Annotated in this window: 19 protein-coding genes and 1 pseudogene; 14 read left to right on the forward strand and 6 right to left on the reverse strand. The window is 69.8% G+C overall.

Annotated features, from left to right (window positions below; all coding sequences use genetic code 11):
* Positions 1-30 precede the first annotated feature (30 nt).
* Positions 31-1,368 (reverse strand): 6-phospho-beta-glucosidase, encoded by a 1,338-nt coding sequence (locus tag LUX31_RS05930; protein ID WP_235473654.1) that lies wholly within the window; start codon positions 1,366-1,368, stop codon positions 31-33.
* Between the two features lies 1 nt (position 1,369).
* Positions 1,370-2,131: a DeoR/GlpR family DNA-binding transcription regulator gene (locus LUX31_RS05935; RefSeq protein ID WP_235473655.1), complete on the reverse strand. Its 762-nt coding sequence runs from the start codon at positions 2,129-2,131 to the stop codon at positions 1,370-1,372.
* A 136-nt stretch (positions 2,132-2,267) separates the two neighbouring features.
* On the opposite strand from LUX31_RS05935, the gene LUX31_RS05940 reads away from it, so the two are divergent.
* From LUX31_RS05940 to LUX31_RS05980, 9 genes are all read left to right on the forward strand, one after another.
* Positions 2,268-3,272 (forward strand): carbohydrate kinase family protein, encoded by a 1,005-nt coding sequence (locus LUX31_RS05940; protein WP_235473657.1) that lies wholly within the window; start codon positions 2,268-2,270, stop codon positions 3,270-3,272.
* Positions 3,273-3,343: 71 nt separating this feature from the next.
* Positions 3,344-4,630, forward strand: coding sequence for an ABC transporter substrate-binding protein (locus LUX31_RS05945; RefSeq protein ID WP_235473659.1), 1,287 nt, complete (start codon positions 3,344-3,346; stop codon positions 4,628-4,630).
* On the forward strand, positions 4,630-5,583 hold the full coding sequence (locus LUX31_RS05950; protein WP_235473661.1) for a carbohydrate ABC transporter permease: 954 nt from the start codon (positions 4,630-4,632) through the stop codon (positions 5,581-5,583). The genes LUX31_RS05945 and LUX31_RS05950 overlap by 1 nt, the downstream gene beginning before the upstream one ends.
* Positions 5,584-5,596: 13 nt before the next feature.
* A complete protein-coding gene (locus LUX31_RS05955; RefSeq protein ID WP_235473662.1) occupies positions 5,597-6,436 on the forward strand; it encodes a carbohydrate ABC transporter permease in 840 nt (279 codons plus the stop codon).
* Positions 6,433-9,357 (forward strand): glycoside hydrolase family 2 TIM barrel-domain containing protein, encoded by a 2,925-nt coding sequence (locus tag LUX31_RS05960; RefSeq protein ID WP_235473664.1) that lies wholly within the window; start codon positions 6,433-6,435, stop codon positions 9,355-9,357. Before LUX31_RS05955 ends, LUX31_RS05960 begins: the two co-directional genes overlap by 4 nt.
* 51 nt (positions 9,358-9,408) lie before the next feature.
* Entirely contained in the window at positions 9,409-11,280 is a 1,872-nt protein-coding gene (locus LUX31_RS05965) for a LamG-like jellyroll fold domain-containing protein (protein ID WP_235473665.1), read from the forward strand.
* Between the two features lie 40 nt (positions 11,281-11,320).
* The gene (locus tag LUX31_RS05970; protein ID WP_235473667.1) at positions 11,321-12,994 is read left to right on the forward strand and encodes a PHP domain-containing protein; all 1,674 of its coding nucleotides are present in this window, start codon (positions 11,321-11,323) and stop codon (positions 12,992-12,994) included.
* A gap of 4 nt (positions 12,995-12,998) precedes the next feature.
* Positions 12,999-13,859, forward strand: a complete 861-nt coding sequence (locus LUX31_RS05975; RefSeq protein ID WP_235473668.1) for a hypothetical protein — start codon at positions 12,999-13,001, stop codon at positions 13,857-13,859.
* 32 nt (positions 13,860-13,891) lie between these two features.
* Positions 13,892-14,722, forward strand: a complete 831-nt coding sequence (locus LUX31_RS05980; RefSeq protein WP_235473670.1) for a PaaX family transcriptional regulator — start codon at positions 13,892-13,894, stop codon at positions 14,720-14,722.
* Here the strand turns inward: LUX31_RS05980 and LUX31_RS05985 are convergent.
* The 4 genes from LUX31_RS05985 to LUX31_RS06000 all read right to left on the reverse strand — a co-directional run bounded on the left by LUX31_RS05985 (position 14,713) and on the right by LUX31_RS06000 (position 18,642).
* Positions 14,713-15,168, reverse strand: coding sequence for a MaoC family dehydratase (locus LUX31_RS05985; RefSeq protein ID WP_235473671.1), 456 nt, complete (start codon positions 15,166-15,168; stop codon positions 14,713-14,715). The genes LUX31_RS05980 and LUX31_RS05985 overlap by 10 nt on opposite strands.
* Positions 15,169-15,263: 95 nt before the next feature.
* Positions 15,264-16,772 (reverse strand): o-succinylbenzoate--CoA ligase, encoded by a 1,509-nt coding sequence (menE, locus tag LUX31_RS05990; RefSeq protein WP_235473673.1) that lies wholly within the window; start codon positions 16,770-16,772, stop codon positions 15,264-15,266.
* A gap of 65 nt (positions 16,773-16,837) precedes the next feature.
* On the reverse strand, positions 16,838-17,722 hold the full coding sequence (locus LUX31_RS05995; RefSeq protein WP_235473674.1) for an amidohydrolase family protein: 885 nt from the start codon (positions 17,720-17,722) through the stop codon (positions 16,838-16,840).
* 2 nt (positions 17,723-17,724) lie between these two features.
* Positions 17,725-18,642: an SDR family NAD(P)-dependent oxidoreductase gene (locus LUX31_RS06000; RefSeq protein ID WP_328285640.1), complete on the reverse strand. Its 918-nt coding sequence runs from the start codon at positions 18,640-18,642 to the stop codon at positions 17,725-17,727.
* Between the two features lie 222 nt (positions 18,643-18,864).
* Here LUX31_RS06000 and LUX31_RS06005 point away from each other — a divergent pair, with 222 nt between their 5' ends.
* The 5 genes and pseudogenes from LUX31_RS06005 to LUX31_RS06025 all read left to right on the forward strand — a co-directional run bounded on the left by LUX31_RS06005 (position 18,865) and on the right by LUX31_RS06025 (position 22,584).
* Positions 18,865-19,290 (forward strand): MarR family winged helix-turn-helix transcriptional regulator, encoded by a 426-nt coding sequence (locus LUX31_RS06005; RefSeq protein WP_235473675.1) that lies wholly within the window; start codon positions 18,865-18,867, stop codon positions 19,288-19,290.
* A gap of 189 nt (positions 19,291-19,479) precedes the next feature.
* Positions 19,480-19,809: pseudogene (locus LUX31_RS06010) on the forward strand (hypothetical protein); the annotation flags it as partial.
* Positions 19,806-20,549: an IclR family transcriptional regulator gene (locus LUX31_RS06015; protein ID WP_235473677.1), complete on the forward strand. Its 744-nt coding sequence runs from the start codon at positions 19,806-19,808 to the stop codon at positions 20,547-20,549. The pseudogene LUX31_RS06010 and the gene LUX31_RS06015, both read left to right, overlap by 4 nt.
* 147 nt (positions 20,550-20,696) lie before the next feature.
* Positions 20,697-21,911, forward strand: a complete 1,215-nt coding sequence (locus LUX31_RS06020; RefSeq protein ID WP_235473678.1) for a sensor histidine kinase — start codon at positions 20,697-20,699, stop codon at positions 21,909-21,911.
* A gap of 4 nt (positions 21,912-21,915) precedes the next feature.
* Positions 21,916-22,584: a response regulator gene (locus tag LUX31_RS06025; RefSeq protein ID WP_235473680.1), complete on the forward strand. Its 669-nt coding sequence runs from the start codon at positions 21,916-21,918 to the stop codon at positions 22,582-22,584.
* The last annotated feature ends 1 nt before the right edge of the window (position 22,585 follow it).

Raw genomic sequence — 22,585 nt, forward strand, 5'->3', positions numbered from 1 at the left:
GTCTCCAGATACGAGCGGGAGGGAAAGCGCTTACTTAAGGTACGCCAGGCCGGGGTGGACGGCGGTGTATCCGTCGACCAGCCTGCGGGCCACGTTGACCGAGTCGACGAGCGGGTGCAGCGCGAACGCCTTGACGGCCGTCGCACGGGAGCCGGACTCGGCGGCGGCGAGCACCTCGCGTTCGACCGCCTTGACCGAGCAGACCAGCCCTGAGGCGTGGTCGGGCAGCGGGTCGACGGTGACGGGGTGGGCGCCGTTGGCGTCGACCAGGCAGGGCACCTCGATGACGGCCTCGGCGTCGAGCACGGAGAGCGTCTTCCGGTTGCGGACGTTGAGGATCAGGGTGGTGCGCTCGTCGCGCGCGATGGCCCGCATCAGGGCGAGGGCGACCTTCTCGTAGCCCCCGGACAGGTCGTCGGCGTCGCGTTCGCCGGCGCCCGCCGTCTCGCGGGCCTCGGCCATGTAGGTCGCCTCGCGCTCGGCGCGGGTGCGCTCCCAGGCGGTGAGGGCGCTGGCGTCGGGCCGGGTCATCTCGTCGTAGAAACCGGCCTGCTGGTCGCGCAGGAAGGCGCCGCGGGTCTTCTCGGCCTCGCTGTAGGCGCGTACGGCCTCGCGGTTGAAGTAGTAGTAGTGCAGGTACTCGTTCGGGACGGCGCCCAGGGACTGGAGCCACTCGGTGCCGAAGAGCTTGCCCTCCTCGAAGGAGCCGAGGAGGTCGGGGTCGGCGAGCAGGCGCGGGAGTTCGTCGCGGCCGTTGATCCTGAGGCCGCGCACCCAGCCGAGGTGGTTGAGGCCGACGTAGTCGATCCACGCCTCGCCGGGGTTGGCGCCGAGCACGCGCGCGATACGGCGGCCGAGGCCCACCGGGGAGTCGCAGATGCCGATGACGCGGTCGCCGAGGTGGCGTGACATGGCCTCGGTGACCAGTCCTGCCGGGTTGGTGAAGTTGATGACCCAGGCGTCGGGGGCGACGCGGGCCACGCGCCGGGCGATGTCCTCGGCGACCGGGACCGTGCGCAGGCCGTAGGCGATGCCGCCGGCGCCGACCGTCTCCTGACCGAGGACGCCCTGGTCGAGGGCCACCTTCTCGTCGTTCGCCCTGCCCTCCAGCCCGCCGACACGGATCGCGGAGAAGACGAAGTCGGCGCCGGTGAGCGCCTCGTCGAGGTCGGTCGTGGCGCTCACCACGGGGGCGTCGGGCACCCCCGCCGCCTGCTCGGCCAGGACGCGGGTGACCGCCGAGAGGCGGCCCGCGTCCAGGTCGTGCAGGACGACATGGGTCACCCGGCCCTCGGCGTGGTCGCCCAGGAGCGCCCCGTACACGAGCGGCACGCGGAATCCGCCGCCGCCCAGAATCGTCAGCTTCACGCTATTGCACCTTTCCTGCCGTGATGACCTGCACCCCGGCCTCCTGCAGAGAGGACTGCGTCGCCGGGTCCACCGGCGCGTTCGTCACCACCATGTCCAGTTCGTCCGGGCCGCAGACCTTCGCCATGCCCGTGCCGGGGAACTTGGCCCGGTCGGCGAGCAGCACGACCCGGTCGGCGGCCTTGATCATGGCGCGCTTGACCGGTACCTCGACGACCGTGGTGTCCATCACCTGGCCGCCGGGGCGGACGCCGCTGGTGCCGAGGAAGAGCCAGTCGGCGTGCAGCTGGCGCAGGTTGTCCTCGGTGAGGAAGCCGACCAGGGAGCGGTATTCGCGCCGGACCATGCCGCCGAGGAGCACCAGTTCGATGCCCTCGTCGTCGACCAGCTCCTCGAAGACCACCAGGTTGCTGGTGATCACGGTGAGCCGGCGGCCGTGCAGCTGGCGGGCCAGCCGGTAGGCGGTGGTGCCGATGTCGAGCAGCACCGACTGGCCGTCCGCGACGAGCGAGGCGGCCCTGGCCGCTATCGCGTCCTTCTCGGCGACGCGCACCTCGGCGACCTCGGCGAAGGGCTGGTCGCCCTCCTCCACCACGGCGCCGCCGTGGACACGGGTGAGCAGGCCCTCCTCCTCCAGTCTGACCAGGTCACGCCGGATGGTGGCGGGGCTCACACCCAGTTGCTCGGAGAGATCGGTCACGGCCGCGGGGCCGCCCGAGCGCAGGGCCCGCAGGATGAGTTGATGTCGTCGTTCTGCCAGCACGCGCTGAACAGTACTCGTCATCTTCGATCATTTCTATGCTCAGTTCTGCTCGACTCTTGCCAAATCTTCCGAAGACGCGCACGATTCCGGTCATCAAACTCATCAAACTGACGAGTTTTGACGAGAGGATGCGCGCGTGGACGACGAACGGCCCGATGTGCTGCTGACCGGGCTGCTCTTCTTCGACCTCGTCCTGACCGGCCTGGGCAAGCCCCCGACGCCCGGCGAGGAGATCTGGACGTCGGGGATGGGCACCAGCCCCGGCGGGATCGCGAACCTCGCGGTGGCAGCCTCACGCTACGGTCTGAAGACCTCGCTGGCCACGGTCTTCGGCGACGACGCCTACGGCGCCCACTGCCGTGCCGTCCTCGCGGGCCAGGAGGGCGTCGACCTCTCGCTCTCGCGCACCGCGGACGACTGGCACACCCCCGTCACCGTCTCGCTCGCCTACGCCGGCGACCGCGCCCTGATCACCCACGGGCAGCCGCCGCCGTACTCCCAGGACGAACTCCTCGGCGACCCGCCCGAGGCGCGCACCGCGCTCGTGCACATCGAGGCCGAGCCCCACCGCTGGCTGGCCAAGGCCGCGGCGAACGGCACGCAGATCTACGCGGACGTCGGCTGGGACCCGACCCAGCAGTGGTCCTCGGACCTGCTCGACCAGCTCGCCCTGTGCCACGCCTTCCTCCCGAACGAGACCGAGGCCATGGCGTACACCCGTACCGACACCGCGGTCGCCGCCCTGGGCACGCTCAGCGAGCTGGTCCCGGTGGCCGTCGTCACGCGCGGCGGGGACGGCGCGGTCGCCGTCGACCAGACGACCGGCGAGTACGCGGAGGTCCCGGCGCTGCCCGTGGACGTCGTGGACTCGACGGGCGCCGGTGATGTCTTCGGCGCCAGTTTCGTCGCGGCCTCGCTCGGCGGCTGGCCGCTGGAGGAACGGCTGCGGTTCGCCGTACTGGCCGCCTCCCTCTCCGTGCGGCATCACGGCGGCGCGCTGGCCGCGCCCGGCTGGTACCACGTCCACCGCTGGTGGCACACGCTCGACGACCCCGAACTGCGGCGCGCCTACGGCTTCCTGGCCGACCGGCTGCCGGCCGATCCCGGCCCGCCGGTGCGGTTCGCACCCGTCACACCCTGAGACCCCCACCTTCCTCCCGTAATTCCCCCCTTAACGCACGTACCGAACAGATCCGAAAGGCGGTGGGAGCTGTGCAGCTCTCACGAAGAGGCCTACTGCGCGCGGGCCTGGCCGGCACGGCCGCCACCGCGCTCGGCGGCCTGGCGAGCGGCTGCGCCGTTCCGACCGGCTCCACCGGGCGCAACATGGTCCTCTGGTACTGGAGCGGCGGTCTGAGCGACACCGTCGTCAAGAACGCCAAGGCCCGCTACGACAGCTCGGTCGACCTCCGGGCGATCCAGATCGGCGGCCAGTACCGCTCGAAGCTCATCACCACGATCACCGGCCAGGCCCATGTCCCCGACATCGCGGGGCTCAAGGGCGAGGACATGGCCGCCTATCTCCCGAACGCGGACCAGTTCGTCGATCTGCGGACGCTGGGCGCGGAGAAGTACAAGAGCCAGTACCTGCCGTGGAAGTGGGACCAGGGCATCGCCGACGACGGCACGATGGTCGGCTTCCCGATCGACTGCGGCCCGGTCGCGCACTTCTACCAGTACGAGGTGTTCCGCAAGGCGGGTCTGCCGTACGAGCCCGCCGACGTGTCGAAGGAGCTGAGCACCTGGGAGGCGTTCTTCACCGCGGGCGAGCAGCTCAAGAAGCGTATTCCGGGCACCCAGTTGCTCACGGACGTCAACTCCGTCTTCGAGAACGTCGTCCAGCAGGGCTCGAAACGGTACGTCGACAAGGACCGTCACTTCATCGGCGACCAGCAGCATGTGCGCGACGCCTGGGCGCTCGCCGTCGAGGCCAAGCAGCGCGGGATCGTCTCGGACCTGGTGAACGGCACCCCGGACCAGTTGTCGGCCGTGCAGGACGGCAAGCTGCCGAGCCAACTGGGCGCCTCCTGGGCGACGTTCGACCTCAAGAACGGTGTGCCGAAGACCAAGGGCAGGTGGCGGATCGCCGACATGCCGGTGCGGCCCGCCAACAACGGCGGCTCGTTCCTGTCGATCACCAAGGCGTGCCGGGAGCCCGAGCAGGCCTTCCAGATCATCACCTGGATACTCAACGCGGCCAACCAGGCCCAGGGTTACGTCGACGCGGGCCTCTTCCCCTCCACGCCCGCCTCCTACGACCTGAAGCAACTGCGGGAGGCCGACCCCTTCTTCGGCGGCCAGGTCACCACCGACATTTTCGGGCCCGCCGCGCAGAAGATCGTGGTCGCCTACAACAGCCCGTACGACATCGCGCTCGGGACACCCATCAAGGACGAGATCAAGAACGTCGGCGTCCTCGGCAAGGACCCCAAGAAAGCCTGGAGTGACGCCATGAGCAAGTGCCGTCGCATCGCGAAGCACCTGGGGGTGAGCTACTGATGGCCGTCATCGAGCAGTCCCCGCCGGCTGTGGCGCAGCGGCCCTCGCCGGCCGGGCCGAAGAAGGGGTGGCGCAAGTACTGGCACCTCTACGCCGCGATCTCGCCCTTCTATCTGATCTTCCTCGGCTTCGGCCTGTTCCCGGTCGGCTTCTCGCTCTATCTGTCGTTCCACCGCTGGGACGGCCTCGGCTCGATGGAGTGGGCAGGGCTCTCGCAGTACCAGTACCTGCTGACCGACAGCGACTTCTGGAACTCGATCGGCAACACGATCATCATCTGGGCGCTGGCCACCTTCCCCATGATCTTCCTGGCGATGGTCACGGCCGTGATGCTCAACTCGGCGGTCCGCTTCAAGAACGTCTACCGGTTCGCGTACTTCCTGCCGAACGTCACCTCCGTCGTCGCCATCGCGATCGTCTTCGGCTCGATCTTCTCCACCAACTTCGGCATGGTGAACGCCATCCTCAACGCGGTGGGGATCGACCAGATCGCCTGGCTGAACACACCGTGGGGCATCAAGGTCACCATCGCGGCACTGATGACCTGGCAGTGGACCGGCTACAACGCGATCATCTTCCTCGCCGGGCTCCAGACCGTCCCGAGCGAGCTGTACGAGGCGGCGCGCATGGACGGCGCGGGCCCGATCCAGACCTTCTTCCGGATCACGCTGCCGCTGCTGCGGCCCACGCTGCTGTTCGTACTCGTCGTCTCGACGGTCACGGGTCTGCAGAGCTTCTCCGAACCACAGGTGCTGCTCCAGACCTCGTCCAACGACTCGACGTTCGCGGGCGGTCCGGGCCACTCCGGCCAGACGATGGTCCTCTACTTCTTCCAGCAGACCTTCGACAACAACGACTTCGGGTACGGAGCCGCGGTGGCGTGGGGCATCTTCCTCGTCGTCGTCCTCTTCTCGATCATCAACTGGCGCCTCGTGCAGCGCCGGGGCGACTAGGAAGGGCCCGCAAATGGCATTCATCAAGGGGTCCCGCCGCAGAGGGCTCGCGCTGCACCTCCCGCTGATCGTCGGCACGCTGATCTCGGCCTTCCCGTTCTACTGGGCCGTGATCATGTCGACGCACAGTTCGTCGGAGATCTTCTCGTACCCGCCGAAGCTGCTGCCGGGCACGCACTTCCTGGAGAACGTCCGCAATCTCTTCGACGCCATCGACTTCTTCGGGTCGATGTGGAACTCGCTGCTCGTCGCGACGGCGGTGACCTTCCTGGTCCTGCTCTTCGACTCCCTCGCGGCGTTCGTCTTCGCCAAGTTCGAATTCCCGGGCAAGGGGCTGCTGTTCGGGCTGCTCATGGTGATCTTCATGGTCCCGGCGCAGCTGTCGGTCATCCCGCAGTTCGTCGTCATGGCGAAGATCGGCTGGATCGGCTCGATGACCGCGCTGATCGTGCCGGCCGCGGCCAACGCCTTCGGCATCTTCTGGATGCGTCAGTACATGAAGACGGCCATCCACGACGAGCTGCTCGACGCCGCCAAGCTGGACGGCGCCAACTTCCTGCGCCAGTACTGGCATGTGGCGCTGCCGGTGGTCCGCCCCGGCCTCGCCTTCCTCGGCATCTTCACCTTCATGGGCCAGTGGAACGACTTCGCCTGGCCCCTGATCGCCCTTACCAACCCCGACAACGTGACTCTCCAGGTCGCGCTGTCCCAGCTCAACGGCACCCACGGCACCACCGACTACGGCATCGTGATGACCGGCGCGCTGCTCGCCCTCGTCCCGCTGCTGATCGTGTTCGCCATCGGCGCCAAGCAGATCATCGGCGACCTCGCGAAGGGAGCGGTCCGCGGATGACAGACGATCCGCTGCTGGCCCTGCGCCCCTGGGAGTCACCCGAGGTGACCTCCTGGGGGCGGCTCCCCATGAACGCCGTCGACCGGCGTGCCGGGGCGACCTCCCTGGACGGCGACTGGCGTTTCCAGCTCCTCCCGACACCGACGGCCGAGGTCGGCGACGACTGGTCCTCGGCCCAAGTCCCCGGCGCCTGGACCCTCCAGGACACCGACGACCTGCCCTGGTACACCAACGTCCAGATGCCGTGGGGCGACTTCCCGCCCGCGTCTCCGGACGCCAACCCGACGGGCGTGTACGAGCGTGAGTTCGACGTCCCGGCCGAGTGGGCGGGCCTGCGGATCGTGCTCCAGGTCGGCGCCGCCGAGAGCGTGCTGCTCGTGCACGTCGACGGGCGGCCGGTCGGGATCTCCAAGGACTCCCATGTGGCGGCCGAGTTCGACCTGTCCGACGTCGTCTGGCCGGGCGGCTCGGCGACCGTACGGCTGACGGTGGTCAAGTGGTCCGACGCCACCCACATCGAGGACCAGGACCAGTGGTGGCACGGCGGCATCACGCGCTCGGTGCTGCTGTACGCGACCGACCCGCTGCACCTCGCGGACATCACCGTGCGTGCCCCCGCCTCCGGTGAGCTGCGGGTGGACTGCCGGGTGCGGGACGCGGGCGGCGCGCTGCCCGGGGGCTGGTACGTCAGCGGCGAGATCGACGGTCAACTCCTCACGCAGGACGCCGAGTTCGACCGGTTCAACGCCGAGGACGACCGGGTCTCCGACTTCCTCGGCGAGCCCCGGATGTGCGCCCGGGTGCCCGACGTACGCACGTGGACCGCCGAGACGCCCGAGCTGTACGGCCTGACCGTCCGGCTGCACCGCGCCGACGGAACGGTCGCCGACACCTCGTACCGGCGGATCGGTTTCCGGGACGTCGAGATCGTCGGGCGGGACCTGCTGGTCAACGGCGAGCGGATCTACATCCGGGGCGTCAACCGGCACGACTTCCATCCGCTGACCGGGCGGACCGTGTCGTACGACGACATGCGCGCCGATCTCGTGCTGCTGAAGCGGTTCGGGTTCAACGCGATCCGCACCGCGCACTACCCGAACGACCCGACGCTGTACGACCTCGCGGACGAACTCGGTTTCTACGTGGTCGACGAGGCGGACATCGAGTCGCACGACCACGCGCACGAGATCGCGGACGATCCGCGCTATCTGAACGCCTTCGTGGACCGTGTCTCGCGGATGGTCCTGCGGGACAAGAACCACCCGTCGATCATCATCTGGTCGCTCGGGAACGAGTCCGACTACGGCGCCAACCACGACGCGGCGGCGGGCTGGCTGCGCCGTCACGACCCGACCCGGCCCCTCCAGTACGAGGGCGCGGCCAAGACGGGCTGGGCCGATCCGGCCGTGGCGTCCGACATCGCCTGTCCGATGTACGCGCCGCTGGAGGACTGTGTCGCGCACGCCCTGTCCGGTGAGCAGACCAAGCCGCTCGTCCAGTGCGAGTACTCGCACGCCATGGGCAACAGCAACGGCACGCTCGCCGACCACTGGGCCGCCATCGAGTCAACGCCGGGGCTTCAGGGCGGGTTCATCTGGGAGTTCTGGGACCACGGCATTCTCCAGTGCGTGAACAGCGGCAGACCACTCGGACGCACGGGCGCCGGGCTCTATGACAACGGTGTCGCCGCCCCCGGCCTGCGCTGGGCGTACGGCGGCGACTTCGGCGAGACGATCCACGACGGCGCGTTCATCGCCGACGGTGTCGTCTTCCCCGACCGCACGCCCAAGCCGGTCATGTACGAGCACCGGGAGATCGCGGCTCCGGTGCGCCTGGAGGCGTTCCGGCACGAGGGGCTTGTGCTTTCCAACCACCAGTGCTTCCGGGGCCTGGACTGGCTCACGGCCACCTGGGAACTGACGCTCGCGGACGGCCGTACGCTGACCGCGCCCGCCGAACTGCCGGATCTGCGACCGGGCGAGACGGCGGCCGTACCGCTGCCCTTCGAGCTGCCGGCGGACGGCGGCGAGGCCTGGCTGACCCTGCGGGTGACGACGGCCGACGACGAGCCGTGGGCCCCGCGCGGCACCGAGGTCTGCGTGCCCCAGCTGCTGCTGCGGGCCGCCCCGGAGGCACCGGAGCGGGCGGTCGCGGGACCGCCCGTCAAGGTCGACGGCGACGGACTGCTGGTCCACCCGCTGCTGACGTCGGCGCCCGCGCTGTCCCTGTGGCGGGCCCCGACCGACAACGACGAGCTGGGCGGCATGGCGGCCCGCTGGCAGGACTGGGGCCTCGACTCCCTCGTACGCAAGGCCGTGGACGTGCGGCGCGACGGCGGCCGGGTGACCGTGCTCGCCGAGTACGCCGGGAACGCGGGCGTCATCCGCCACGAGCAGGTGTTCACTCCGGTCCAGGGCGGCATCCGCGTCGAGGAGACCGCCGAACTGCCGGACGCCTACGCCGATGTGGCGCGGGTCGGTTCCGTGTTCGAGACGGTGTCCGGGCTCGACCTGCTGGAGTGGTACGGGCAGGGCCCCTGGGAGTCCTACCCGGACCGCGCCGCCGGAGCGCCCGTCGGGCATCACTCGGCTCCCGTGGACTCCCTGTTCACCCCTTATCTGCGGCCGCAGGAGAGCGGCGGACGGCACAGTGTACGACAGTTCAGGCTGTCGGCGCCGGACGCCACCGGTCTCTCGGTCGTGCTGGACCGGCCGCGCCAGGTCTCCGTGACCCGGTTCCGCGCCGGGGACCTGGCCGCCGCCACCCACCACGACCAGCTGAGGCCCCGGCCCGGCTGTGTGGTGCACATCGACGCGGCACACCGGGGGCTCGGCACGGCGTCGTGCGGCCCCGACACCTTCCCCTCCTATCTCGTACAGCCGGGCACCCACCGCTGGGCCTGGACTCTTCGCACGCTGTAACTCCCCCCACGCACTCCCCCTCACCTCACAGAACCACTTACGGAGTCAGTTGTGTGCACCTCGCACGAGTCCGGGCACGAGCCTGCCCTGGAAGCACCCCAGGCGGGCGCCGGCCGGCGTAGTTTCCTGCGGGCGACCGCGCTGATCGGGGCGGCGGCGACCACGTCCGTCGCCCTGCCGACGGCCGCCGAGGCCGTGACGGAGAAGGCGGCATCCGCGTCCTCGTCGTCGTGGCGGCCCGACACGCAGAGCCGTCGGTTCACGCTCGCCGTGATGCCCGACACCCAGTACCTCTTCGACGGGCCGAGCATCGACAAGGCGCCCGTCGAGGCATCGCTGCGCTATCTGCTGGAGCACGGGCGGGACGAGAACATCGTGTTCCTGTCCCACCTGGGCGACCTCACCCAGAACGGTGCCGCGCCGGAGGTCGCCGCGATCGGCGAGGCGTTCCGGCTCCTGGACCGGAAGGGCGTCGGCTACAGCGTCCTCGCGGGCAACCACGACGTGAAGTCCTCCACCACCGACCAGCGGGGCGCCTCCCCGTACCTCGACGTGTTCGGTCCTGACCGGTTCAAGGGGAAGCGCACCTTCGGCGGGGCCTCGGCCGACGGCTACAACACCTTCCACGTGTTCAAGGCGGCCGGGCGGGAATGGCTGGTCCTCGCACTGGACTGGCGGCTGTCGGACAAGGGCTACGCGTGGGCGAAGGACGTCCTGGCGAAGCACCCGACCCTGCCCGTCGTCCTCACGACGCACGAGCTGGTCGTCGAGGACGACTCCCTGTCGGCGTACGGGCAGGAGCTGTGGGACAAGCTGATCGCCGACCACGACCAGATCTTCCTCACCCTCAACGGGCACTACTGGCCCGCCGGTCGGGCAACGCGCAAGAACGCGGCCGGACATAACGTCGAGCTGCATCTGACGAACTATCAGAACCGGTACTTCGGCGGCGCGGCGATGATCCGCCTCTACCGTTTCGACCTCGACCGGAACACCATCGACGTGGAGACGGTCTCCCCGTGGATCCTGGGCCGGGCCGCGAAGGGCCTCAACGAGCTGGAGCGCCAGGAGATCGAACTCAGCGGCGACGCCGACCGGTTCTCCGTCGACATCGACTTCACGGAGCGCTTCGCCGGGTTCGCCCCGGTGCCCGCGCGTCCCGCCCGGCCCGCGTCGAAGATGGTGATCCCGGGCACGGTGGCCTACTGGCGCTTCGACGGACAGACCGACGGGGCCGCCCTCACCGGGACGGTCCGCGACCAGTCCGGGCGTGGCAACGACCTCCAGCTGGTGACGGTCGGGGGCGCCACCCTGAACTGGTCCAGCGACCACCACCCGGACCAGCCCGGACACGGCAGCCTGGACTTCAACGGCTTCAAGTCACCGCTGAAGGGCGCCTATCTGCGGACGGTCGACGGCGCGCCCCTCAACTCGGCGACGTTCAAGGCCGGTTACACCATCGAGGCGTTCTACCGCCTCCCCGCCGACTGGGACCCCGACCACCACGCCTGGGCCGGAGTGGTCAGCCGTACCGGTACGGGCGGCGCCGCGGGCAAGACCGCCGACGACCCGGACGAGCCCCTGGCCACCCTCTCCCTCTCCAACGACCGCGAGCCGCAGTGGGCCATGCGCCCCCTCAACCAGCAGGGCATCGCCACCAACTGGGGCCAGGAGACTCCGCTGGAGACCTGGTGGCACCTCGCGGTCGTCAACGACGGCAGGCACACCACGCTGTACGTCCAGGGCTGCCCGGTCGTCCGCAACCCGAAGGCGACCTCCATCGGCATCACCTCGGTCGGGCTCCCCTGGCTGCTCGGCGGCTACGAGTACGCGGGGAAGATCGACCAGATCCTGCACGCGCGCCTCGGTGACGTACGGATCGTCGAACGGGCGCTGCCCGTCAGCTCGTTCATGAACCACTGACACCCCTAGTTTTCCTAGACTCCAAGGGACTCTCACGACCATGACAGAGCAGCAACTGCCTGCCTGGGCCGACCCCTCCGTCTCCCCCGCCGGTCTTGACGCCCAGGGCGTCTCCCGGCGTCAACTCCTGCACCGGGCGGGCCTGTTCGGTGCCGCCTTCGCCGCCGGGTCGCTGGCGACGCCCGCCGCCGCTGCCGCCGGCCCGCACCGGCTGGGTGGCAGCGACCCTCGGCTCGCCTATCTTGTCGGCGACCATCACATCCACACCGTGTACAGCCACGACGCCAAGTACACGTTCTCCCAACTGGCCGCCGCCGGTGAGAAGTTCGGCCTCGACTGGATGGTGTTCACCGAGCACTCCAACTTCGGGCACGCCCAGTACGGCGCCCCGCTGGAACACGCCGAGATCCTCAAGGCGCGGAAGGAGAACCCGCGCCAGCTGATCTTCCAGGGCCTGGAGTGGTACATCCCGGGCGCCGAGCACTGCACGGTCTTCTCCCCGCCCGGCAAGCACGAGGTCGATCTGCTCACCAAGTTCGAGAGCGCCTACGACGGCAAGCTCCTCGGCTACACCGAGGGCTCGACGGGTGCCACGGACACCGCCCGCAACGAGGCGCACGCCGTCAAGGCGATCAAGTGGCTGGCCGAGCAGCGCCGCACCGGATACGTCGACGACGTGCTGGTCCTCGCCAACCACCCGATGCGCCTGGGCATCGACTCCCCGCACGAGATGCGCAACTGGCGGGACGCGGCGCCCGAGGTCATGATCGGCATGGAGGGCGCACCCGGCGCCCAGGGCGCGGCCATCCCCGGCTGGCGCGGGACGACCTCGATCCGCGGCGAGTACGAGAACAAGCCGTCGGCGCAGTCCTGGGCGGGCTATCCGGCGGCCGGGTATCTGACGTACGGCGGTTTCGACTGGGCGACCGCGACGGTCGGCGGTCTGTGGGACTCAATGCTGGCCGAAGGCAGCCTGTTCTCGATCACCACGAACTCCGACGCGCACCGGATCGTCTTCGACACCTGGAAGAACGGCGACTGGCCGGCCGGGCAGAACTTCGACAACACCGGCAGGCTGCCCGACCCGGTGAACACCGACACCCCGCAGCCCGGCAGCGACTTCTGGCCCGGCCAGTTCAGCCGCACCCACGTCGGCGTCACGGGCTACGGCTACCGTGCCGTGATGCAGGGCATGCGCGCGGGCCGGGTCTGGCTGGACCACGGTCATCTGCTCGACGGGCTCGACGTCCGGCTGACCCGTGACTGCGAGTTCGGCCGGGGTGTCACGCTGGGCGGTCGGCTCCGGGTCCGCAGGGGCGAGAAGCTCACGCTGAACATCACCGTGACCAGCGCCTCGCGGCTCAACCCCCAGGGAATCCTGCCGGAGTTGGCGCACGTGGACGTGATCCGGGGCGCGGTGCGCGGTCCGGTGGCCGACCGGGACACCTGGCAGGCTCCGGACACCAAGGTCGTCAAGTCGAAGGACGTGTCGGGCCGCACGGGGACGTACACCCTGCGCGTGCCGCTGACCGCAGGCGACGAGTCGTTCTACGTCCGGCTGCGCGGCAGCGACGGCAACCGGCACGGCGCCGGTTACCTCGGCGCCTCGGTCGACCCGCACGGCCCGATCCCGCACGAGCCCGGAAACGGTGACCCGTGGGCCGATACGTGGTTCTATTCCAACCCGGTGTTCGTCGACGTCGTAGGCGGCTGATCTGATGAAGCGTCAACTCCTGTCCCTGGCAACGTTATTAGGTCTCTCGGGGGCGTTCGCGCTCGGCGGCGGTGGCATGGCGTCCGCCACCGACGCGCAGTGGGCGGAGACGGGTTCGGCCCAGGTCGACACCCTCGGCAGCGGTCAGGGGCTGGCGTCCCGTGCGGACGGCACGCTCCTGTACCGCGGGCTCACCTCCATCCCGCTGGACCTGCGGATCGCCGGCTGGAACCACATCGGTGACCCGGACATCGCGAACGGGTACGTGTTCGACGCCTACCAGGGCTCGGACACGGCCACGTCCAAGATGTTCGCGGTCACCACCCCGGCCGGGCAGAGATACCAGTACGTGCACGCGCTCAACTCGGGCGAGAAGCTGAACAACTCCTTCGCCACCGTCTCGCCCGACGGCCAGTGGCTGGTCTCGGGCGAGTGGGGCGACCAGGGCCGCCTCCAGGTGTTCCCGGCCCCGCTCCTCAACGCGTCCACCCCCGCCACGGGCGGCGCGCTGGCGGAAGCCGGGCAGATCACCCTGGACAAGACGGTGCGGGACATCCAGGGCTGCGACTTCGTCACCGCGACCCGGCTGCTCTGCGCCTCGGACGACGACTCGGGCACCCTGTTCCCGGAGAGCCGCCCGCTGCTCCAGGTCGACCTGGAACGCGCGGTGGACGGACAGCCGGTCACGGGCCATGTGACCAGCCTGTTCGCCCTCCCGCAGCGCAGCAGTTGCACGGGGACGGCGTACGAGGCGGAGGGCGTCGACTACGACGTGAACAGCGGCACCCTGCGCGCCGAGGTGATCCAGCCCGGCATCTGCGCACTGGCGACCACCGTGTACTCGTACCAGCAGGTCACGGGCTGACGTACTGATCGCCGGGGCGTACCGTTGGCCGCGTGACCACCGAAGAGTCGCTGCGGCCGCAGTCCCTGATGCTGACGTTCCTGGGCGATCAGGTGCTCGGGCGTGACGTCTGTGTCTACTCGGGCAGCGTCATCGACGTGTTCGCGCGGGCGGGCGTCGGAGAGCAGGCGACCCGCTCGACACTGACCCGGATGGTGAGCCGGGGTCTGCTGCGCCGACAACGCGAGGGGCGCCGGATGTACTTCGGGCTGACCGGGCGTTCGGCGGACGTGCTGGGCGACGGTGAGCGGCGCGTCTGGCACACCGGCGCGGTCAACCGGCAGTGGGACGGCACCTGGACGCTGCTCGGCTTCTCCCTCCCGGAGTCCTGGCAGCGTCAACGTCACGATCTGCGCTCGCAGTTGACGTGGAGCGGCTTCGGCCCGCTGTTCAACGGCCTGTGGATCGCGCCGGGTGAGGTCGACGTCGCCGCCCTGGTGGCCGAACTCGGCCTGTCCGCCCATGTGAAGGTGTTCCGGGCGCACGCGGACTCGGGCATGGACATCGGCGCGATGATCGAGGAGACCTGGGAACTGTCCGAACTGGCCGCGCGCTACGAGGCGTTCGTACGGCGGTGGCAGCCCTGGGAGACGGAGCTGCCGGCGGCGGACGACGCCCTCTCCCTGCGCCTGGTCCTCCAGGCCGAGTGGCTGGGGATCATCCGCCGCGATCCGCGCCTCCCGGTGAAGCACCTCCCGGACGGCTGGCCGGCGGAACCGGCCGAGAAGACGTTCCGGACGGTGTACGAACGGCTCACACCGCTCGCCCAGGACGCCTCGGAACGCCTTCTCGATCTGGTGCCGGTCCGTGATGCTCAGGCGTAGAAACGGGACAGGCTCTGCAGCACCGCCGCCGGCTTCGGGGCACCCTCGATCTCGATCGTGCCGTCGACGGTGATCTGCACCCCGCCCGGCACGTCCTCGACGCCGGCCAGCCTGCCGACCAGGCGGATCTTCGAGCCGACCTTCACGGGCGAGGGGAAACGCACCTTGTTGAGGCCGTAGTTGACCTTCGTCGTCACTCCCTGGACGTCCAGCAGCTCGGTGAAGAGCGGGATGAAGAGGGAGAGGGTCAGGTATCCGTGGGCGATCGGGGCGCCGAAGGGGCCCTCGGCGGCCTTCTCCGGGTCGACGTGGATCCACTGGTGGTCGCCGGTGGCATCGGCAAAGGTGTTGATGCGCTCCTGGGTGACCTCGATCCACTCGCTGGTGCCGAGGTCGCTGCCGGCGAGCTTCTTGAGTTCGTCGATGCCGTTGACGGTGATGCTCATGTTGCGTTCCTTAACTGAGAGTTGATGCTGCGGTGGAAGCGCAGTGTTGAAGCCGCGGGCCGGTGGGGGCTGGTCGCGCAGTTCCCCGCGCCCCTTTACGGGGCACCCGCGCCGTATGCCTTGCGCACCCGGGACTTGAGGAGTTTTCCGGAGGCGGTGCGGGGGAGTTCGTCCGCGAGGACGACCGACTTCGGGATCTTGTACTTGGCGAGCCGCCCGGACAGTGAGGCCAGTACCTCGTCCGCGTCCAGGGCCGCGCCCTCGCGGAGCACGACGACCGCGCGCGGCACCTCGCCCCACTTCTCGTCGGCGACGCCGATGACCGCGCACTCGACGATGTCGGGGTGGGCCAGGAGCAGGTCCTCGATCTCGGCGGGGTAGATGTTCTCCCCGCCCGAGATGATCATGTCCTTGATGCGGTCGACGATGAAGACGTATCCGTCCTCGTCGATCCGGGCGGCGTCCCCGCTGCGGAACCAGCCGTCCGTGAAGGAGGCGGCCGTCTCCTCGGGCAGCCCCCAGTAGCCCGGCATGACGTGCGGCCCCCGGACCACGATCTCGCCGGTCTCGCCGACCTCCGCGAGAGCCAGGTCCGGCCGTACCACCCGGACATCGCTGAAGAAGTGCGGTACGCCCGCCGAACCGGCCTTGCTGACGGCGTGCTCGGCGTCCAGGAACAGGGTCCCGGGCGAGGCCTCGGTCATGCCGTAGCCCTGGAGGAAGGTGAGCCCGCGCTCCTGGAACCTGGCGATGAGGGGCGTCGGCACCGGCGAGCCGCCGCAGGACAGCATGCGCAGCGAGGACAGGTCGGCGTCGGCCCAGCGCGGATGCCGGGCGATCTGGTCGAACATCGTCGGCACGCCGAACATGAAGGTGATCCGGTGCCGTTCGATCAGGTCGAAGGTGTCCTCCGGGACGAAGGACTCGACCAGGACGCAGAGTCCGCCCTTGAGCAGCACGGGCAGGGTGAGCATGTTCAGCCCGGCCGTGTGGAACAACGGGGCGGAGACCAGGGCGCGTTCGTCGGTGATGACGTCCTGGTCGACCAGGACGTTGACGGCGTTCCAGGTCAGGTTGCCGTGCGTGAGCATGGCGCCCTTGGGCCGGCCCGTCGTGCCCGAGGTGTACATGATGATGCAGGTGTCGTCGGCGGTGACGGGCGCGTCGATCGGCTCGACGGAGGCCCCGGCGAGCGCCGCCTCGTACTCGGCGCCGACCTCGACATACGTACGCACGTCCGTGTTGCCCGGCAGTCCGGCGACGAGACCGGCGTGCGAGGGGCCGTAGACGAGGGCCTTGGCACCGGAGTCGGCGAGCTGGTAGGCGATCTCCGGCCCGGCGAGGCGGGTGTTGAGCGGTACGAAGACCGCGCCGAGCGTGCCCGCCGCGAACAGTGTCTCCAGGTAGGAGGGGTGGTTCGGGCCCAGATAGGCGATCCGGTCACCGCGGCGCACACCCCGCTCGCGCAGGGCGTGTGCGAGGCGGGTGGTGCGCTCGTACAGCTGTGCGTAGCTGAGCGTGGTGTCGCCGTGGATCAGGGCGGTGCGTTGGGGGGTCTTGCGGGCCCGGCGGGCGGGCCAAGACCCCAGTCCCTCGTTGCGCATCGTTGCGCCCCTCTACGAGATACGAGTTACGAGTTACGGAGCCATGGCTACGGCTATGGCTATGACTACGGCTTGGTGAGGCCTAGCAGGCGGGCCGCGTTCTCCTTGAGGATCTTCGGCCTGACCTCGTCCTTGATCGGCAGCTTCTCGAAGTCGGCGAGCCAGCGGTCCGGGGTGAGCACCGGGTAGTCCGAGCCGAAGAGGACCTTGTCCTTGAGCAGGGTGTTGGCGTACTGCACCAGCTGCGGCGGGAAGTACTTCGGCGACCAGCCGGAGAGGTCGATGTGCACACCCGGCTTGTGCGTGGCGACGGCGAGCGCCTCGTCCTGCCAGGGGAAGGAGGGGTGCGCCAGGATGATCTTCATCTCCGGGAAGTCCGCGGACACGTCGTCCACGTGCAGCGGGTTGCTGTACTTCAGGCGGATTCCGCCGCCGCCGGGGACTCCGGCCCCGATGCCCGTCTGGCCGGTGTGGAAGAGGGCGATCGTGCCGGTCTCCTCGATCACCTCGTACAGCTCGTACGCCACCGAGCGGTCGTTGGGGAAGAAGCCCTGGATGCTGGGGTGGAACTTGAAGCCCCTGACCCCGTACTCCTCGACCAGCCGCCGGGCCTGCTTGACGCCCGCCCGGCCCCGGAAGGGATCGATGGAGGCGAAGGGGATCAGCACGTCCGGGTTGGCCGCGGCGGCCTCGGCGACCTCCTCGTTCGGGACGGGCTCGGTGCCGGTCGCGGACTCGGCGTCGACCGTGAAGATGACGGCGGCCATCTTCCGCTCGCGGTAGTACGCGGCGGTCTCCTCCAGGGTCGGCTTCCGCTTGCCCTCGACCTTGAAGTAGGCCGACGAGGCGTCGTGGAGGTCGTCGTCCAGGGACGAGGTGCCCTTGGAGGAGATCTCGGCGTGGGTGTGGACGTCGATCGCGACGAGTTCCTCGACATTGAGGTTCGCCATGGTTACGCCTCCGGGAACTTGGGGGCGGGGATGCCCACCGACTGGAGTTCGGCACCGACCGAGGTGGGCCAGGCGTCGGCCAGGGCCTCGGGGGTCCAGCCGCCGTCGGCGTACGCGGTCTTGATCTCCTGCGGATGCGACCAGAGTGCCACCTTGTCGCCGCCGATGCCGATGGCCTGGCCGGTGATGCCCCGGGCGGCCTCGGAGGCGAGGAAGGGGACGAGGGCGGCGCAGTCCTCGGGGGTGCCGAAGCCCTCGCCCTTGCGGAGGAAGGCCGGGAACGGCTCGCCGTTCTTCAGCGCCTCGATGTAGGGCGCGAAGGCAGGAATCGTCTCGGTCATGGCGGTGGCGGCCACCGGCACGATCGCGTTGACGGTGATGTTCGCGCGGCCCAGCTCCATCGACCAGGTACGGGCGAAGGCGGCGATGCCGGCCTTGGCGGCGGCGTAGTTCGTCTGGCCGAAGTTGCCGCGCTGGCCGGCCGGGGAGCCGACCAGGATCAGCGTGCCGCCCTCGCCCTGCTCGCGCATGCGTACGGCGGCGGCGCGGGCGCAGGTGAAGGTGCCCTTGAGGTGGGTGGTGATCACCGCGTCGAAGTCGTCGTCGGTCATCTTCCACAGCACCTTGTCGCGCAGGATGCCCGCGTTGGTGACCAGGATGTCCAGCCGGCCGAACTCCTCGACCGCGCGGTTCACGAGCCGCTCGGCGGCCTCGGTCGTACCGACCGGAACCACCTCGGCGACGGCGGTGCCGCCCGCCGCGGTGATGGACTTCACGGCCTGCTCGGCCACGTTCTCGTCGATGTCGTTGACGACCACGGAGGCGCCTGCGGCGGCGAGGGCGTGTGCGTAGGCGAGGCCGAGGCCACGGCCACTGCCGGTGACGACGGCGACCTTGCCGGTCAGATCGATGCTGGGCACGAGGTGGTCCCTTCACATGGGGTGCGGCTTCGAGATCGAAGTTAGGAGCAATAATTGTTGACGTCAATAGTTGTTGCCATCAGACATGTGCGTCATGCTGAAATCAGCACACGGATCAGGACACGAAGACCGCCCCGCCCGGGGGCCTCGACGAGGGAGCCCGCCATCGCACGCCAGCAGGACGTCCAGAACCCCGCCTCGATCGACGCGCAGGAGCCGTGGATGCGCGGGCTGCACGGGGACACCGGCTATCTGCTCTACCGCCTCGGCCTGCGCTCGGGTCAGCTCTTCAACTCCTTCCTCCAGGAGTCCGGCCTGCGTCTGCGTCACTACGCGGTGCTGCGCTTCCTGAGCACTGCCGAGGGCACCCTCCAGCGCGAGCTGAGCGCACGCCTCGGCTACGACCCGTCCGCGATCGTCGGCCTGGTCGACGACCTGGAGAAGCTCGGCTTCGCCGAACGCCGCCCCTCCCCCGACGACCGCCGCAGCCGGATCGTCGTCCTGACCGGGAACGGCCGCGCCTTCCTCCGGGACACCGACGAGGCCGGCCAGCGCGTGACCAACGACCTGCTCGGCCCACTCGACCAGTCCGAACGCGACTCCCTGCACGCCCTGCTCCAGCGGATCGCGGAGGACGGGCTCGGCTGACACGAGACCGGCGACGAGGAACTGATGTTGTGCAAGTTATTGACTGCCACACAACTGATGCCTAACTTCACCGGGCACCGGTTCGGTCCCCACACCGGTGACGTCCCCCCACGGCATCGGCATCAGGGAGCACCCCGTGCAGCCAACCCGCTCATCCGGCACCAGGGAGTTGCGCCGCGTCACACCAACGCCACCGGCAACGGGTACAGCAGGCCACAGGTCGTCACGGCCGTGACCATCGCCTCCTGCGTGGCGCTCGCCGACCGCGTCGGCCGCCGCCTGCTGAGCCAGGCCCATGTCGACGGCCCCGGACACTGCACGTTCACCACCGGCGAGACCGTCGCCGCCGTACACGCCCTGGAGGACCGCCTGGACACGGGCCACTGGGACACGTCGGCGACCGCCCTCAACTCCCGCGCGGAGCAGGCGGATCCGACCACAGCGGGGCGCTACGTCACCTACCGCCCGACGGAGTACCCCCGCCCGTACGACGTAGCACGGGGAGCAGCCCGCCCATGACCACCCGCTCCGCGCCCGACCGGCTGCTGTCCGTGCTCAGCGCCTTCGACCACGAGCACCCCGCGCTGTCCCTCACGGACATCAGCCGACGGGCCGGGCTGACCCTCACCACCACCCACCGCCTCGTGGGCGCCCTCACCGACTGGGGCGCCCTGGAGCGGGACGAGGCCGGCGTCTACCACGTCGGCCTCCGCCTGTGGGAGGTCGCGGCACTCGCCCCACGCGGGCTGGCGCTGCGCCAGATCGCACTGCCGTATCTGGAGGACCTGTACGAAGCGACGCACGAGAACGTGCAGTTGGCGGTACAGGACGGCGGCGAGGTCGTCTACATCGAGTGGCTGTCGGGCCGTTCGGCGGTCGGCGTCCACATCCGGGTAGGCGCCCGCTGGCCGCTCCATGCCACAGGCGTCGGCCTCGCCCTCCTCGCCCACAGCGACCCTGACTTCCAACAGACCTACTGCGAGGGCCCGTTGACCGCCTTCACCCCCCACACGATCACCGACCCGACCAAACTCCGCCGAGTCCTGGCCGAGGTCCGCCGCACAGGCGTAGCGGTCAGCAGCCGCCAAGTCACCGACGACGCCCTGTCGGTGGCGGCCCCGGTACGCGGACAGACCGGCGGGGTGGTGGCAGCGGTATCAATCGTGGTCCCTCAATCAGACGCCCAGGTACCGGTGTTGGTCCCGGCGGTAAGACTGGCGGCAAGAGGCATCTCCCGAGCCCTGGGCTGGCGCCCTTGAGGAGGGGGCGAAGCCCCCCGATAGGGGCGCGGGGAACTGCGCGACAAGCCACAACGCACCCGCAGCCAAAATCCCCCGCACCGGTGAGGACGCGGCAGCACACCCCTCGCAATACTGAACCGGCCCCTTGCCCCGAAGGAGCCGCACATGCCCCCACCCACCTGGACCTCAACAGCCCTGGCCCGCCTACGAACAGCGAACCCCTACGCCGTCGATGCCGCCCTGGCGGCACTGGTCCTCTTCGCCGCCTCCCTCCAGTGGATGTTCCCAGACGAGGGCGACGACCAACTCACCTGGCAGGGCTGGCTCCTTGCCGCAGCCACCGCACTCCCCCTGGTATGGCGCCGCCGAGCCCCCTTCGTGTGCGCCTGCGCGGTCTCGGTGGCCACTCCGGCGATGGCCGTCTACCACGCGCCGCCGCCCGACGTGGAGTACGCCGGCCTCGTGGTCCTGTTCACCATGGCCTCCCAGGCCCCGCCCTGGCAGCGCCGGGCCATGCTCGTGGGCTGGGTGACCGGCGGCATCCTGGTCATGCAGCACAAGGAGAACGCTCTTCCCTTCGAGTACGCCTTCCATCTGACCAGCCTGGGCTGCGCGTACGGCCTCGGGGTGCTGACCCGCGTACAACGCGCCTACACCGCCGCCGTGGAGGACCGCGCCCGCCGGCTGGAGCGGGAGAGAGCCGCCGACACCGCTCGCGCCCTGGCCCAGGAACGGGCCCGGATCGCCCGCGACATGCACGACATCCTCGCCCACGCGGTGAGCCTGATGGTCGTACAGGCGGAGGCCGGACCGGTCGTCGTACGCAGCGATCCGGAACGCGCGGAGGCGGCCTTCGACGCGATCGCCGGGGCCGGCCGGGACGCGATGCGGCAACTGCGGCTGATCCTCGGGGTGTTGAAGGAGGAGGAAGCAGAGAAGAGAAACCGGAACGGGAACGGACGCCACCTCCCACAACCCGGCATCGCATCCCTGCCCACCCTCATCCAACAAGTACGGGACTCCACCGCTCTGCGCACCGAACTGCTCACGACAGGCACCCCCCGCCCCCTCCACCCGGACACGGAGGTGGCCGCCTACCGCGTGGTCCAGGAAGCCCTGACCAACACGGTGAAACACGCGTACGCTGCGAGCGCGCAGGTCGAACTCGACTGGGGGGAGGACGAGTTGAAGCTGACGGTGACGGACGACGGGCGGGGCCCGGAGCAGGACGCGCACGGGGGCGGCCACGGTCTGATCGGCATCCGGGAGCGGGCCGCCGCCTGCGGAGGCAGCGCGACCGCGGGCCCCGGCCCGGGCGGCGGCTTCCGCGTCGTCGTCCACCTGCCGACCGCCGCGGACCGGCAGACGGCCCCGGGGTGACGCGATGAGCATCCGGGTGGTGGTCGCCGACGACCAGGAACTCGTCCGCAGCGGCTTCAGTATGATCCTGGAGGCACAGCAGGACATCGAGGTGGTCGCGGAGGCCGGGGACGGCGCAGCGGCCGTCGCAGCGGTGGTCCGGCACACCCCCGACGTCGTCCTCCTGGACATCCGGATGCCCGGCATGGACGGCCTGGAGGCGGCACGCCGGGTATGCGCGCAGTCCACCTGCAAGGTCGTGATGCTGACCACCTTCGACCTCGACGAGTACGTCTACGAGGCCCTGTACGCGGGCGCCAGCGGCTTCCTCCTGAAGGACGTACGCCGTGACGACCTGGTCCACGCGGTGCGGGTGGTGGCGGCCGGCGACTCCCTCCTGGCCCCCACGGTGACGCGCCGCCTGGTCGCCGACATCGTCCGCAGCCGCCGCGAGAAGGCCACCGCCGAGCCCGTTCCGCAGCGCCTGGAGATCCTCACCGGCCGCGAGGAGGAGACCCTGCGGCTACTGGCCCGCGGCCTGTCCAACGCGGAGATCGCGACGACCCTGTTCGTGAGCGAACACACCGTCAAGACGCATGTGAGCAACGTGCTGAGCAAGCTGGGGCTCAGGGACCGGGTGCAGGCGGTGATCTGCGCGTACGAGACGGGGTTGGTGACACCGGGGACGCCCTGAC

The organism is Streptomyces sp. GQFP, assembly GCF_021545335.1.
In the GTDB taxonomy this organism is placed as follows: domain Bacteria; phylum Actinomycetota; class Actinomycetes; order Streptomycetales; family Streptomycetaceae; genus Streptomyces.